This window comes from Pseudobutyrivibrio ruminis DSM 9787 (assembly GCF_900218035.1).
Lineage (GTDB): Bacteria > Bacillota > Clostridia > Lachnospirales > Lachnospiraceae > Pseudobutyrivibrio > Pseudobutyrivibrio ruminis.
On the sequence record NZ_OBMR01000002.1, the window covers coordinates 312,579 to 326,252 of the forward strand.

General features: G+C 39.0%; 16 protein-coding genes. All 16 read right to left on the bottom strand.

Going from position 1 to position 13,674, the window contains the following annotated elements:
- Window positions 1–90 precede the first annotated feature (90 nt).
- Window positions 91–1,827: an ABC transporter ATP-binding protein gene (locus CRN97_RS01545; protein ID WP_097075586.1), complete on the bottom strand. Its 1,737-nt coding sequence runs from the start codon at window positions 1,825–1,827 to the stop codon at window positions 91–93.
- Window positions 1,820–3,607, bottom strand: coding sequence for an ABC transporter ATP-binding protein (locus CRN97_RS01550; protein WP_097075587.1), 1,788 nt, complete (start codon window positions 3,605–3,607; stop codon window positions 1,820–1,822). Before CRN97_RS01550 ends, CRN97_RS01545 begins: the two co-directional genes overlap by 8 nt.
- 31 nt (window positions 3,608–3,638) lie before the next feature.
- Window positions 3,639–4,247, bottom strand: a complete 609-nt coding sequence (locus tag CRN97_RS01555) for a TetR/AcrR family transcriptional regulator (RefSeq protein WP_179670637.1) — start codon at window positions 4,245–4,247, stop codon at window positions 3,639–3,641.
- A 150-nt stretch (window positions 4,248–4,397) separates the two neighbouring features.
- Window positions 4,398–4,991 carry a class I SAM-dependent methyltransferase gene (locus tag CRN97_RS01560; protein WP_330400053.1) on the bottom strand — a complete coding sequence of 198 codons (594 nt, stop codon included), beginning with the start codon at window positions 4,989–4,991 and terminating at the stop codon, window positions 4,398–4,400.
- A 342-nt stretch (window positions 4,992–5,333) separates the two neighbouring features.
- Window positions 5,334–5,633: a hypothetical protein gene (locus CRN97_RS01565; RefSeq protein ID WP_097075590.1), complete on the bottom strand. Its 300-nt coding sequence runs from the start codon at window positions 5,631–5,633 to the stop codon at window positions 5,334–5,336.
- A gap of 23 nt (window positions 5,634–5,656) precedes the next feature.
- Window positions 5,657–5,926 carry a hypothetical protein gene (locus tag CRN97_RS01570; RefSeq protein WP_097075591.1) on the bottom strand — a complete coding sequence of 90 codons (270 nt, stop codon included), beginning with the start codon at window positions 5,924–5,926 and terminating at the stop codon, window positions 5,657–5,659.
- Between the two features lie 17 nt (window positions 5,927–5,943).
- A complete protein-coding gene (gloA2, locus tag CRN97_RS01575) occupies window positions 5,944–6,327 on the bottom strand; it encodes an SMU1112c/YaeR family gloxylase I-like metalloprotein (RefSeq protein WP_097075592.1) in 384 nt (127 codons plus the stop codon).
- A gap of 51 nt (window positions 6,328–6,378) precedes the next feature.
- Entirely contained in the window at window positions 6,379–7,116 is a 738-nt protein-coding gene (locus CRN97_RS01580; RefSeq protein ID WP_097075593.1) for a YdcF family protein, read from the bottom strand.
- 20 nt (window positions 7,117–7,136) lie between these two features.
- The gene (locus CRN97_RS01585; protein ID WP_097075594.1) at window positions 7,137–7,883 is read right to left on the bottom strand and encodes an AlkZ-related protein; all 747 of its coding nucleotides are present in this window, start codon (window positions 7,881–7,883) and stop codon (window positions 7,137–7,139) included.
- A gap of 15 nt (window positions 7,884–7,898) precedes the next feature.
- On the bottom strand, window positions 7,899–9,113 hold the full coding sequence (locus CRN97_RS01590) for a hypothetical protein (protein WP_179670638.1): 1,215 nt from the start codon (window positions 9,111–9,113) through the stop codon (window positions 7,899–7,901).
- 445 nt (window positions 9,114–9,558) lie between these two features.
- On the bottom strand, window positions 9,559–9,960 hold the full coding sequence (locus CRN97_RS01595) for a hypothetical protein (protein WP_097075596.1): 402 nt from the start codon (window positions 9,958–9,960) through the stop codon (window positions 9,559–9,561).
- Between the two features lie 148 nt (window positions 9,961–10,108).
- On the bottom strand, window positions 10,109–10,987 hold the full coding sequence (locus CRN97_RS01600; protein ID WP_179670639.1) for an Rpn family recombination-promoting nuclease/putative transposase: 879 nt from the start codon (window positions 10,985–10,987) through the stop codon (window positions 10,109–10,111).
- Window positions 10,988–11,139: 152 nt separating this feature from the next.
- Window positions 11,140–11,637 (bottom strand): hypothetical protein, encoded by a 498-nt coding sequence (locus tag CRN97_RS01605; RefSeq protein WP_097075598.1) that lies wholly within the window; start codon window positions 11,635–11,637, stop codon window positions 11,140–11,142.
- Between the two features lie 14 nt (window positions 11,638–11,651).
- Window positions 11,652–12,173 (bottom strand): macro domain-containing protein, encoded by a 522-nt coding sequence (locus CRN97_RS01610; protein ID WP_097075599.1) that lies wholly within the window; start codon window positions 12,171–12,173, stop codon window positions 11,652–11,654.
- A 40-nt stretch (window positions 12,174–12,213) separates the two neighbouring features.
- Window positions 12,214–12,696, bottom strand: coding sequence for a flavodoxin family protein (locus tag CRN97_RS01615; protein WP_097075600.1), 483 nt, complete (start codon window positions 12,694–12,696; stop codon window positions 12,214–12,216).
- A gap of 98 nt (window positions 12,697–12,794) precedes the next feature.
- Window positions 12,795–13,673 (bottom strand): Rpn family recombination-promoting nuclease/putative transposase, encoded by an 879-nt coding sequence (locus CRN97_RS01620; protein ID WP_179670640.1) that lies wholly within the window; start codon window positions 13,671–13,673, stop codon window positions 12,795–12,797.
- Between the last annotated feature and the right edge of the window lies 1 nt (window position 13,674).

Sequence of the window (13,674 nt, forward strand, 5' to 3'; positions counted from 1 at the left end):
CTAATCTATTACCTAGATTATAGTCCTTATCAATGCGTAAATCCATGGCGCAATTACAGTTTTCTTATCCATTTTCTTCGTCCAAATTAATTACGCTATCTTCCAGCTTACAGCCTTCTTTCGTCCGCTAACGAAATTCTTGTAGATGCCATCCACAGCCATGAGCTCGTCATGCTTGCCCTGCTGGACAATCTTGCCCTTGTCGATGACTAGAATTTGATCTGCATGTCTTACAGTTTTCAGTCTGTGAGCAATCATGATGATGGTCTTTTCTTTAGTAAGATTCTCGATTGCCTCTGTCAATTCCTTCTCGTTTTCAGGATCCACGTTGGCTGTTGCCTCATCCAAGATGATTATTGGGGCATCCTTCATGATGGCTCTGGCAATGGCGATTCGCTGCTTTTCTCCACCTGATAATGTGGCTCCGCCTTCGCCAACCAATGTCTCATATCCATCTGGAAGTGACATGATGAAATCGTGGCAACATGCTTTCTTGGCTGCCGCAATTACCTCATCCATGGAAGCCTCCGGACGACCAAATCTGATGTTGTTTGCAATGGTATCCTCAAACAAATAAACTCTCTGGAACACAAAGCTGAAATTCTCCATCAGAGAATCGAAGCTGTAGTCCCTTACATCTCTTCCGCCAAGTGTGACCTTGCCGGATTTCACATCCCAAAATCTCGCGATAAGGGATGTCAGCGTAGTCTTACCACCACCGGATGGGCCAACGATAGCTGTAGTAGTTTTCTCTTTAATATCAAGGGTCACATCGTCGATGATAGTCCTGTCCTCATATGCAAAGCTGACATGATCAAGATGAATGTCGCGGTTTAAAGGATGAATATCTTCACCATTAATATCCATCTGCTCAACTTCCATAATCTCATTTACCATGTCAACGCCTTTTCCAATGATTCTGATAAGGGCTGTGTAAGTTCCTGCCAAATCAAGGGACTCAAAGATGATGAATGCACAAAGCATCATTGTGATGCAGTATGTGAGCTTCATGGTGCCATTCAGATAAAAAGCAATTGATGCGCCTGCAATTACAACTCCCGCAAGCTTACAGATGAGCATCTGCACGCCCACCAAAGGAATAGCGGCAATCTCAGCTTTGATATCAGCCTTTGTTTTTCTTTCGATGGCTTTATTGAGCCTTGCGTTGTTCATGGCGATAATGTTGTAATTTCTGATTTCAGCAATTCCCTGGATGAACTCAAGAATTACGCCAACCATGTCCTTATCTGACTCAATTTTCTCAGGGGCAACCTTCTCTACGCTCTTGTTTGTAAACTGATTGAAGATAAAGAAAATCAGGATAACAGCCACACATATCAAGCCGATTCGCACATCAAAAATAAACATGCCAAGACTAACGATGAGGGTTGTAATTGTGCCCTGCATAACTAGTATTATTGCGCGGGTTGCTATATCTCCTGTCTGTTCCAAAGTGTTGGTGGTGACAGATGTGATATGTCCCAGGCTTGTATCATTAAAATATCCCATTGGCAAATATCTGAGATGCTCGCCAATTTCAATTCTCTTGCCAGCGCAGGTCCTATAGCCGCCTTCTGTAAGAAGCATCTGATAGAACCTATTTATAACCATTTTTCCGACAGTGCTTAAGAGCATAAATCCCATTACAAGTAAAAACGTATTTACGGTAATGTTATTATTCACAATGGCATCTATTGCAAAATAAGCTGCAGGAACTTTCATACCTGCAAATATTGCATCGATAACACCTAATGCAATTGATTTATAAAACTTTTTTCTGTTTTCTTCATTGCAGAATTTGAAAAATTTCATCAGAATTTTAAGCATGAGCGGCCTCCCTTCTAGCTTCAGAACCCATAACTGAATCCACTCTGTCATCATCCTTCGACATGGTGTGTGCCTCCCACATATTTCTGTAGAGAGGACAATCAGTTAGGAGCTGAGCATGAGTGCCTTCTGCCTCCACATTTCCATCATTTATAACGAAAATCTTGTCCGCATCAATGATGGTTGAAAGTCTATGAGCAATAACGATAAGTGTCTTGCCCTGAACCAGCTTTGCCACGCTTTCCTGTACCAGTGCTTCGTTTTCTGGGTCCGTATATGCGGTAGCCTCGTCCATAATTACAACCGGTGCATCTTTGAGCATTGCTCGTGCTATGCAGATTCTCTGTCGCTCTCCCCCTGATAGATGTCCGCCTGCGCCACCAACTATGGTGTCGTATCCATTTTCAAGGCCAAGGATGAATTCATGGCATCCAGTAGCTTTCGCTGCAGCGATAACATCTTCATCTGTAGCACCGGCCTTGCCCAGTCTGATATTTTCCATAACAGACATATCAAATAGATAGTTGTCCTGGGCGACATAAGCAATCTGGCTTGTGTAATAATCAAGCGGAAGCTCCTTAATATCCACTCCGCCAAAAGTGATGGTTCCTTCATTCACATCCCAAAGTGAATCGATGAGACGGGCAATGGTGCTCTTGCCTGAACCAGAAGGTCCCACAAATGCGTTAACCTCACCTTGCTTGATATCCATATTCAAGCCGTGCAAAATTTCCTTATCCTTGTAAGAAAAATACACATTTCTGAGAGTGATATCAGAGCCCACTGGCAGCTTTGTAAGAGTGTCAGGTCTCACCATATCTTCTCTTTCAATAATCTCTGTAACCTCTCCAAAGATTGCCTGCATTTTCATAATGTCGTCCATGTATGAGAATGCAATCATCAAAGGTCCCATGAGACCTGCCGAAAGAATAACTGATGTGATGAAATCCTCTGGTGTCATGCCACCATTTTTCACTAAAAGCAAACCTATTGGGAGAACTCCAAGGAATGTAGCTGGTGTGAAAGCGAAGCTTCCCGCCTGGAACCAGATACATTTTCTCATCCAATTGATGAAGCAATCTGCACCTTCCTTTGCAGCAAGCACGAATTTTTCATAAGAACTTCCTGTCTTACCAAAGGCTTTGATAACCTCGATACCATTGATATATTCAACAGCTGTATCATTCAAATATTTAGTTTTCTGTATCGTATATTCGAATTCACCCTGACTTCGGGCCATCATACCAGCCACAAAACATAAACCGATTGCAACTGAAATGAGATTTGCTAAGCCCATACGCCAGTCCAAAGCAAGAATGTAAATGAACATGACTATAGGCAACAAGATATTTGCTGTAAACTCAGGCACAATATGAGCCAAAGTTGTTTCCATAGAATCAACGCGCTCTACAATAATATTTTTGTAGGCACCACTGTTATCATCCAAAACCGAACCAAGTGGAATAGTTGAAAGCTTCTTGCAAAGCTGAGTTCTAATTCCGCCTAATACGTTGAATGTAGCAATGTGGGACAATGTTGTAGATGTTGAGTGAAGTGCAACTCTAAGAATCCAACATAACGCCATCATCAAAATCAGTGACATGTAATGGCTGAAATCCATTTCCTTTGATAAAAGCATTCCAACAATCTTTGCAATTATCAAATATGGAATAAATGACATGGCTACACCGATAATGGCAAGCAGCACACTGCCAATGTAAAAACTTTTCTTTCTCCCTGCAAAATGAATAACCCAGGAGAACGTACTTTTTTTCTTCATAAATTCCTCCTTCTGGCAAACAAGAACAAATTTAGAAACCTAAGAATTTTCTCCAACCTTCCTTAAAGAATCTGGATATGGTATCGCAATAGTGAAGGGCCTGCTCGTATGTGAAATCATGATGAACCATCTCTAACATTGCTGTGTATTGCGCGCTTAAAAGCAAATGCATCTCATTTTCATCAACTGAATTTACAAGCATGCCTCCAGCTTCAAGCTCATCCTTGAAAGCCAGCGTAGCTTCCTGCACCTTTGAGACAATTGTATGAAGATAATTCTCATATTTCGTGCCTTCGCTTTTGCAAAACAAAAGCTTGTGGGCGTCAAAATTATCGTAAATGAGCTTAACGATAATCTTCGCCTGATCCTCATCTTCCCACATGGCTTCAACGCCATCTTCTCTAGCAGTGCCCACCTGCCTTGCCTCTTCTGTCTGGCATAATCCTTCCCAAGCACTAACAGCAGGCTCAACAACAGCATCAAAAATCTCCTCTTTGTTAGCATAGTGCCTGTACAAAGCGGTGGCTGTGATACCTACTTTACTTGCGATTTTTCTCATGGAGGCATCCTTATAGCCCTTCTCCATGAATTCTTCCATTGCGGCTTTTAAAATTTGTTCTTTAGTTTCTTTGGTTTTCACGTGAATTCCTTTCAAAGTTAACACTGTTAACTTGTTAGTTCCGACTAACATTATAGTTAGGTATAGCTAACTTGTCAAATAGTATCTTAAAAAATTATCATTGCCATAAAAAAAAGCGAGGCTAAATGCCTCGCCTTTTTAATATCTGGCCTATTTTCTTCCCATAAGAATTGTGGAGCCGCTCAGGCCCATCCATACCGACTCCCATTTGCTCATGAACATTCCATTTGTTGTATCTACAAGCTTTACTTCTTCATACCCCATGTCCTTCAGTTTTTTAACAAAGCTTTCCATATCACCATATTTGCTTTTAGACATGATGTCATGAATAGCAAATGTTCCACCTTTCTTGAGAGTTCTCAGTGTCTCTAAAAGAATCGCCTGCCTATCTTTACTAGGTATATTGTGATAAACATAGTTGCTTGTTACTGCATCAAATGTTTCATCTGGGAAATCAAGAGAACAAGCATCTCCCTGCAAGAATGTGGTATTATTAACGCCCTCAGCTTTTGCATTGTTCTCACAGAGCGACTTGCTAAAGGATGCATATTCCTTGCCCCATCTATCGATTCCTGTGATCTCAGCCTCAGGATTTTTTATTGCACATGCAATACTCAGCGCACCGCTTCCACAGCCAACATCAAGACATTTACCTCCTGCTGGAATGCTGATATAAGAAGAGACACCATTAATTATTTGTTTTGACATCTGTCGCTTGCCATCATATGAGAAAGCTCTATACATCAAATACATCCATATGCTACACAATAAAAATATCACTGTTAGTGCCAAAAAAACTTTTCCCAATGGTGTTCTGTAAAAAGTAAAGTACGTCAACACAAGAAAAAAAACTGATACAGTCTGCACTCCCAGAATCATTCCCTTAGGCATCCAATTTTTGTAATCTGGTTTCATATTACCCTCCACTCTTAAATAGTTTTAATTTGATTACATAATACTACTTTTAGTTAGGTATGTCTAACTTTATCATTTTTTATGTAAAAATGAGCAACGACCACAAAAAAGGCGAGGCCTCAGCCTCGCCATACAGTATTAGAAAAACAATAACAAGACTAAATGCCTCGCCTAATCAAAATCCTGTTCTACATCAGCAATAGCGCACTTGCCGCAAAGCTGGCCGACGAATTCTTCCATGTAGAAAAACTCGCCATCAAAATAGGAATCAAATTCCTTAATGGCGCCAGCCAAAGTAAAGGCTTTGCCACAATCTTTACATTTCCTCATAAGAGACATAGCAACTTCATCATCCTCTACTTCATAGTCGTCGTGTTCCATGTCGCCCTCTTCATAGCCCTCCAGCTTATGAGTAGCTAAATATTCATCCGATGGCTTAAGCTCTCCATCTATCTCTGAAAAAAATCCCATAAATATTTATATCTCCATTCATTCTACATCCAATTATAATCGCCACCGGTGACAGCTAATGAAAGTAGTGCGTCCATTCGCTCAACATCTTCTTCGCCTCTAACAACCTGCAAAAGCTTTGCTGTTTCCTTGACCACCGGCATTTCTTCATCTGGTCCAATTTCCATATCTGGCTCCTTGCCACAGTATGGACAAACCAAACTTGGACCAACCTGAACTGATAAAAATCTGTTAGCACATTCTGAGCATTCATAAAAGCCTGCTAATTCTGTGCCATCTGGAACATAATACATAAAACTAACCTCTCAATCTATTCATGTAATTCTAGTGGTAATCCATCTGGATCAAAAAAGAATGTCATTTTTTTATTTGTAAATTCATCAGTCCTGATGGGCTCGCATTCGATTCCAATGGCATTCAATTCATTTACCGTATTTACGATATCATCAACTTCAAACGCTAAATGCCTAAGGCCACAAGCTTCTGGATATGATGGTCTTTTAGGCGGATTTTGAGGTGCAAAAATTTCCAGTTCAGTTGACTCATTTATCCTCAAATCTAGCTTCCAATCGTTCTTCTGAGGCCTAAAATTTTCTCTGATGATTTCAAATCCTAGCTTATTAACATAGAAATCCTTGGACTTTTCATAATCAGAAACGATTATAGCCACATGATGTATCATAGATAAATTCATAATAAACTATTCCTTCTTTAAATTAATAATATAACGATTATATACTATCTTCTAGAAAATATCTTTCAAAATCCCAAAAGTCTCCCTCACCATATTGTTAGGAAGATACTGGTATTCCGTAAAAGCAGCAATGCCTGTCACATCAGCATCAGTGTAGCGCTTTGCAATCATCACTCCTCTGAATACATGGAAATTATTTGTGACGATGCCGATTTTCATATCAGCTGATACCTCCACAAGATTCATTGCATTGCTGATATTTTGATCAGTATCTCGTGACTCACTTTCAACTATAATTCTATCTTCTGATATGCCTTGTTCAATAAGATAAATTTTCCCGCCTTCACCTTCGGAGATGGATTCGTTGACGCCCTGGCCACCAGTAACAATTACCTTCGTGTCAGGATTACTATTCAAATAATCAACTGCAGAATCAAGCCTTGCCTTATAGACTACACTTGGCCCCCAGTCTTTCATCTGCGCGCCCAGAACAATAATGTAATCTGCTCCACTCTCTCCTTTTGAAAAGAACTGAGTGAGTATACACCCCTGGCATATGATGAAAATGCCGATGCCAGTGGTTACAATAATTCTGAAAACAAATCTTATCGCTTTAGGTACTTTGGGCCATAATTTTTTCTTGTCCATCAGATACAGGAAGCCAAAAAATATAGCTGCAAAGACCCATATAATAAATGAAAATGTACCACTTCCCACCATATATACAGCAATTGAATACAATGCTGAAAAAATGGCTAAAAGTGCATATATTAATCTTACTTTCCGCATTACTCTTTCCCTTTCGTCGATTATGTATTATATATAGTTATCACTCCCCGTAAAATCTTTCTAATCTGTTTTTCAGTTGCTATAGGATATACTTCCATAATATGCTCAGCTATAGCTTTTCCAGATTCTGCGGGATTCATACTATATAAAGATGCCACATGGTCACGCCCATAGATATTTTCAGGCTTAGTATATATGGCGATAGGCCAGCCATAAGCTTCGCCTTTTTTGTTCTTGCGTTGCCTAAAATCACGTACTGTAAGATATGTCATCATCTGAAGGTCAGTGATTGTACCATCAAAGCCTTTTTCGCCGCCTTTGCCAAAGCCTGCTTTTTGTTTCAATTCATTAGAATATATTTCATCACAGATTTCTAAAACATCCATAACTTTCTTTTGGCGTCTTGAAGCTTTTTCATCATCCCATAGAGCATCAAAGTCATAGCCATCACGCCTGTAGTTAGCAAAAAATGGAAACCATTCCTTCGAAATAAATCCAGCTTTCTTATTGAAAAACTTACCATAGGCAATGTCACCACGACGTGCTATTATTTCTCTCCATTCCCATGGATCAAGTGTTGGATTGCCACTCCACCAATATTCGGGAACTGTGCGCTCTTCTAGTGAAAATCCGGGAATTTCATTCTTAAATAGAGGCAGAAATCCGATTTCATTTATATATTCAATTGCTTCATCAACTGTATGTAAACATTCTGGATCATCCCATTCCACTCCATACATTACCCATGTACCATTTTCATTAGGCATTAATTTAAATTCCTCCTACTCATCATATTCAATCACATACCCTACATGGTCCTTATATTTAGGCACACTTTCAGCTATATCATCGGGCGCAAAATATAGATACAGTCCTGATGAGCCATACATTAAAAGCCCAGCCTTGCCATCGTCTACGTCCCACTCAGTTTCCTTAAATGATGAATCATAATCAGGATCATTCCTGTACTCATAATCATACGAAGAATACGTATTTACGGTTTCCCCAGACGGAATAACCCAACGATCACTCAGGAATACATCACCTTCCCATTCACACTTCCTAAAGGCGATATAAAAGGAGTTGTCAGTCATATTTTCCTTTTCTATAAGTTCCTGGACTACTTCTAGTTCCTCATTACAGGTAATTGTGGCCAGATATCCGCCCATGGCCTGCGCCTCATCAAAGGCTTCCTGCCATGATACATTTTCCTTAACCAATTCATACCTATGGCCATAGGAGCTCCATTTGCCAGTTTGTAGCATCGCACGAATCTCGCCAAGCTGATAATAATTATCTGGTCTCTCTAATAAATCTTTATCTATATATGCTGAAATATTGTTATCAAATTCATCTTCTGTAACTTCTTTACCTTCCCACTCGTATGTATAGTTAATACTACTTTCCTCTAACTCATCTAGATTCGATAGTCGTTCACGTTCTTCATCAGACATGTAATATAAACCTTCGGCTATTTGTGTAAATTGACCATTTTCCAATTTGGAAATATATACAGGATAATAATCCATATGGCCAGTATCAGTATATAATAACCCAGTTTCAGGAATGTATTTCGTGCCAATACGGCTTAGCGCATAATCAACAACCTTACCATCATAATAAGTTGCAATTAGCTCTCCACCTGCTTCCATATTTGTATCAATCATAAGCTCAGGTATATCATCGTCATCCAAATAAATAAGAGTATAGTCCCAAGTGTTCAAAGTCTCTTCTTTATTAGAATCATCTGAACCAACTTCCATATTGTTAATATAATCCCAATATGCCTGGCCCCACTCAGTAGGATATTCTCCCACACTTTCTTCAGCTACCTCATTCTCCTCAGTATCTTGAGACTCCGTAGTCGATTCAATTGTATCAGAAATATCCTCTTCATCAGAAATAGTCTGCCCACAGCCAATGAGCAGACTACCAATTATTACGCAACTTAATACATTTCTCATTCTCATCATGTTTGCATTCTCCCTTTTGTCCATCTTATTGTATCATTCCTAGCGGGCCCTTCTAGGGCCAGGTCTGCCTCCGTATGATACTAAGCATATATTTAATAAATACTCCTTTCTCCCAAGTAATGTCAATATTTCCCAATACATTGTACATTTTGGGAGAAATCTAAAGTCTTGCTGTTGCCGCTAAACCTAAAATCAGGAAGAAAATTGAAATCCTACGGTTCAAATTTCAAATAGGACATTTCACCCGTAGGAAAAAGAGAAAAATGACCACTAGTGTGTATTATCTCAATGAATTTCTATAAATTACAGCCAAATTATAAGACTTTCTATAGAATGTGTATATTAATTAATAATACCTCAGCCCTGATTACATCAAATCTCCCCCATTCCTACGGTTCAAAATCAATTTTTTAATCAGCTGCCCGTAGGATTTGAAAATCAATCAAAAAGTTATGCCACACTGACATAATTATTCCTCCACGTCATCTAGCTGAATAATCGAATCTTTCTCTACAGCAGTAACAAAGCTATAGCTTTCTATTGATTCAATGAGAGAATCTAACTGCTGGTCATTAATTGTATCTTTTATAGATAATGCATATCCAGATATCACATCGTACTTATACATAACCTCAAGGTTATAAGCATTACAAAGCTCTTGGATTTGCTCTTCAGTGGTCCCATCTTCAACCATTACTATCAAAGAAGACATGCTGTATTCCTGAACTGGCTCTTCTAACTCTGGTACCTCAACCTCTATCTCTTCAGTTGGAGAATAAATAGGTTCATTTATTTCATCTTGCTCAGCCTCTTTACAGGCCATTAAACCAATTGAAGCAATACATAATGTAATAATAATCAATCTTTTCATACTATTAATCCTCTCTAGTTTCACATGGAGTGCACGCTCCCCCTTGCTCATACCTATTTCCTAGTTTTTATTATTGTACCATTCCTAGCAACCCCTGTAACTAAAACTAAAATCAGGAGGCAACGTGTTGCCTCCTGATTTGTATTTTCTATAGCATTTTTAAATACTTGTCATAATTAGCACTGGCAATACCAAGATTGCTCATTGCTTCTTCCGCTGTGATGCCTAATTTACTCATCAACGACTTTATACATTCAACAAGTTTCTCTTCTCGGCCTTCTTCTCGACCTTGTTCTCGACCTTCTTCTCGACCTTCTTCTCGTCCTTCTTCGCGCCCTTGCTCCAAAGCCTCGTGCCTAATAAGTGCTTCCTCTTCCCATTTCTGCATATATTTAACACCTACTTCCTCGCTGGCCTTCACCCTAGCGACTCGCGCCTTTATCTTTTCAAGATTTGATGAGGCCATGATGTTATTGTTCTCTTCATCTTCATTATATTCAATGAATTTCATTAGCGCAATAAATTCAGGTGATACTTCGCTAACATTTGTGCCATGAGTATTAATAAAAATACGTTTTGCTCCATCCTCAAGCTTTAATTTGGGATGCTCCATGCAAACACTTTCAAAGGTGTAAACATACTTGCCTAATCCGAACAAATCAAATGGCATAATCATAATAATGGTTGTGTTATTGATACTATTAAAATCAACTTCGCCTGGCGCCAAAAGGGACGAATCAATCAGTGCCTGATAGTACCTAGTTCTCTTAACCAAATCATCTCGCTTCCCTTTTTGCATCTCCGTGTTGTAGATGTTGGACTTGTCGTCCATTGCAAATACATCTACTCTGATGGAGCGGAGCCATGGGGCTGTCCTGAATTCCTTCTCTGTCTGTGCTTCTGATAAAAGGTTAAGTTCCTCATCTCCCAAGATTATACGCAGCAGCGCCTCGTAAGCCTCGCTGTCCTCCACCACTTCATCAAATAAAAATTTGTCCAATAATGTAAGTTCCTGTAGGGTCTTCACAATACTACCTCCTGTACCCTATAATATGTTCTAATTATACCGAACATCTTTTCGGAACACTAGTTCTATTTTGCACAAATTTTATTTTCTCGATGGCTCTATTCTAGCTAAAATCCTCAACTGCTTCTATCCTCACTCAATGCCTCTTTATCCTAATTCCCCCGAACAACTCTAAAATATGATGGACGTTTCTTCAGATACTTAATTCTCACCCTGCCATGTCTTCGATTATTAGCTTCATGATCAGAAATATATTTGATATATTCCCTGTTGTTAACAGTATATTTAATCTGAATGTCCTTGTATTTCCTGTATTTTGTTGCTGTTCTAGGATTAGAACCGGGAAACACATATTCTTGGTACGTTTCTTCATGTCCTGTAAGTGTAGCATGTGTATATTCCCAATTAGATGCCTTACTTTTATAAATATTCCAGCAAACCACGTGCGCGGGAATCACAATCCCTACTACAATTACAACTGCCAGTACAACAATTCTATCAATTAAATCGTCAGTTCTTTGGTATCTAACGGAATCTTCTATGATTACGTATCCAAATGTCAAAAGGGCAAAATCCAAAAAAGCTAGCATTAAAAACATACATAATTCGCCAAATTTTTTTCCCATATTAACTACTCCCACTTCTTCCATATTTACAGTATTTCCTATATTTGCGCCTCAGCTGATTTCATTTCACTACTTGTAAAAGCACAAAGTAATACATCCACGTCATAATCTGGATAATCCTTAGTGAAGCTCTCGTATGCTCTCTTGCATTGTTTAGCTGACTCTCCAGGAGCATCTGCTAAACTACCGCCAAATATTCCTGAACTTATTAAAGGGAATGAAATACTATGAAGACCATTATCCTTAAGAACAACTAGAGAATTGTAATAAGCTTCAAATAATTCCTCAAATGCTTTAGGAGTAGCTCCAAAATTTGGACCTACTGCATGAATTATATATTTACAATTAGTCATGTTAAAAGCTGGAGTAATAGCCGCTTCACCATCATTTAGAGGTGGATTGCATTTATCACAAGCATCTGATAATTCTCTCATTCCAGCTTTGCTAAAGATAACACCACATATACCACCACCGGCAGCTAAATATCTATTGGCGGCATTAACAACTGCATCAACCTTTTGGTCTGCACATGATCCATTTATCAATTTTAAACTGCTCATAAGACTATTCTCCTTCTACTGCTTTTCTACATTTTTCACCTTAAAAGATTTCCTTACAAAAATCTTCTATTTTTTTATCATTATCATCACTAGGCTTGTCCTTTGGATCAATAAGAATAAGTGTAGCAGCAAGCGAATCTATCCCAATGCTCTCCTTCAATTTTCCAAAAGCTTTCTCTGCACCAGCTCCACTTTGACATGCGAATGCTGCAATTCTCTTTTCTTTAATCCCAGGGTTCTCTTTTATAAATGTTCTAAGTGGTGGAGTAATATTGCTAGCCCAAACCGGAAAACCAAATACTATCTGCTCATAAGAAGCTAAATCTATAGAATATGGTTCCAAATCAGGAGTTTCTGCCATAACAGCACTCTTCCCGCCCCAGAAGAATTTTGCAAATCCTTTTTCTGGATACTTTTTAACAGGAACTAATCTTAATGTATCAGCACCTATCTTCTCTGCAATTTTCTTAACAACAAAGTCAGTATTTCCCTCATGGGAATAATAAATAATAAGTGTTTTCATGAAAAAATCCCCCTCATGTACAATTGTACCATTCCAAGCAAACCCTGTAACCAAACCTAAAATCAGGAGGCAACGAAGTGCCTCCTGATTTGTATTTTCTATAGCATTTTTAAATACTTGTCATAATTAGCACTGGCAATACCAAGATTGCTCATTGCCTCTTCTGCTGTGATGCCCATATTGTTCATTAAATTTTTTATAGATCGAACTATTACTAGATTTTCACCTTGCTTTTTACCTATTTCTATACCTTCTTCTCGGCCTTCTTCTCGACCTTCTTCTCGACCTTGCTCCAAGGCCTCATGTCTTATGAGATCTTCCTCTTCCCATTTCTGCATATACCTAACACCTACTTTCTCGCTGGCCTTCACCCGCGCGACTCGCGCCTTAATCTTTTCAAGATTTGATGAGGCCATGATGTTATTATTCTCTTCATCTTCATTATATTCAATGAATTTCATCAACGCAATAAATTCAGGTGAAACTTCGCTAACATTTGTGCCATGAGTATTAATAAAAATACGCTTTGCTCCATCCTCAAGCTTTAATTCTGGATGCTCCATACAAACACTTTCAAAGGTGTAAACATACTTGCCTAAGCCGAACAAATCAAATGGCATAATCATAATAATGGTTGTGTTATTGATACTATTAAAATCAACTTCGCCTGGCGTCAAAAGGGACGAATCAATCAAAGCTTGATAGTACCTGGTTCTCTTAACCAAATCATCTCGCTTCCCTTTTTGCATTTCCGTGTTGTAGATGTTGCACTTGTCATCCATTGCAAATACATCTACTCTGATGGAGCGAAGCCAGGGGGCTGTTCTAAATTCCTTTTCAGTCTGTGCCTCTGATAGAAGGTTAAGCTCCTCATCTCCCAAGATTATGCGTAGCAGCGCCTCGTAAGCCTCACTGTCCTCCACCACTTCATCAAATAAAAATTTGTCCAATAATGTAAGTTCCTGTAGGGTCTTCACA

What these genes read in the sequence shown, in the direction of transcription:
- CRN97_RS01545 (WP_097075586.1), bottom strand. Translation starts at nt 1,827, where the DNA reads ATGCTTAAAATTCTGATGAAATTTTTCAAATTCTGCAATGAAGAAAAC.
- CRN97_RS01550 (WP_097075587.1), bottom strand. Translation starts at nt 3,607, where the DNA reads ATGAAGAAAAAAAGTACGTTCTCCTGGGTTATTCATTTTGCAGGGAGA.
- CRN97_RS01560 (WP_330400053.1), bottom strand. Translation starts at nt 4,991, where the DNA reads ATGTATAGAGCTTTCTCATATGATGGCAAGCGACAGATGTCAAAACAA.
- CRN97_RS01565 (WP_097075590.1), bottom strand. Translation starts at nt 5,633, where the DNA reads ATGGGATTTTTTTCAGAGATAGATGGAGAGCTTAAGCCATCGGATGAA.
- CRN97_RS01570 (WP_097075591.1), bottom strand. Translation starts at nt 5,926, where the DNA reads ATGTATTATGTTCCAGATGGCACAGAATTAGCAGGCTTTTATGAATGC.
- gloA2 (WP_097075592.1), bottom strand. Translation starts at nt 6,327, where the DNA reads ATGAATTTATCTATGATACATCATGTGGCTATAATCGTTTCTGATTAT.
- CRN97_RS01580 (WP_097075593.1), bottom strand. Translation starts at nt 7,116, where the DNA reads ATGCGGAAAGTAAGATTAATATATGCACTTTTAGCCATTTTTTCAGCA.
- CRN97_RS01585 (WP_097075594.1), bottom strand. Translation starts at nt 7,883, where the DNA reads ATGCCTAATGAAAATGGTACATGGGTAATGTATGGAGTGGAATGGGAT.
- CRN97_RS01590 (WP_179670638.1), bottom strand. Translation starts at nt 9,113, where the DNA reads ATGGACAAAAGGGAGAATGCAAACATGATGAGAATGAGAAATGTATTA.
- CRN97_RS01595 (WP_097075596.1), bottom strand. Translation starts at nt 9,960, where the DNA reads ATGAAAAGATTGATTATTATTACATTATGTATTGCTTCAATTGGTTTA.
- CRN97_RS01605 (WP_097075598.1), bottom strand. Translation starts at nt 11,637, where the DNA reads ATGGAAGAAGTGGGAGTAGTTAATATGGGAAAAAAATTTGGCGAATTA.
- CRN97_RS01610 (WP_097075599.1), bottom strand. Translation starts at nt 12,173, where the DNA reads ATGAGCAGTTTAAAATTGATAAATGGATCATGTGCAGACCAAAAGGTT.
- CRN97_RS01615 (WP_097075600.1), bottom strand. Translation starts at nt 12,696, where the DNA reads ATGAAAACACTTATTATTTATTATTCCCATGAGGGAAATACTGACTTT.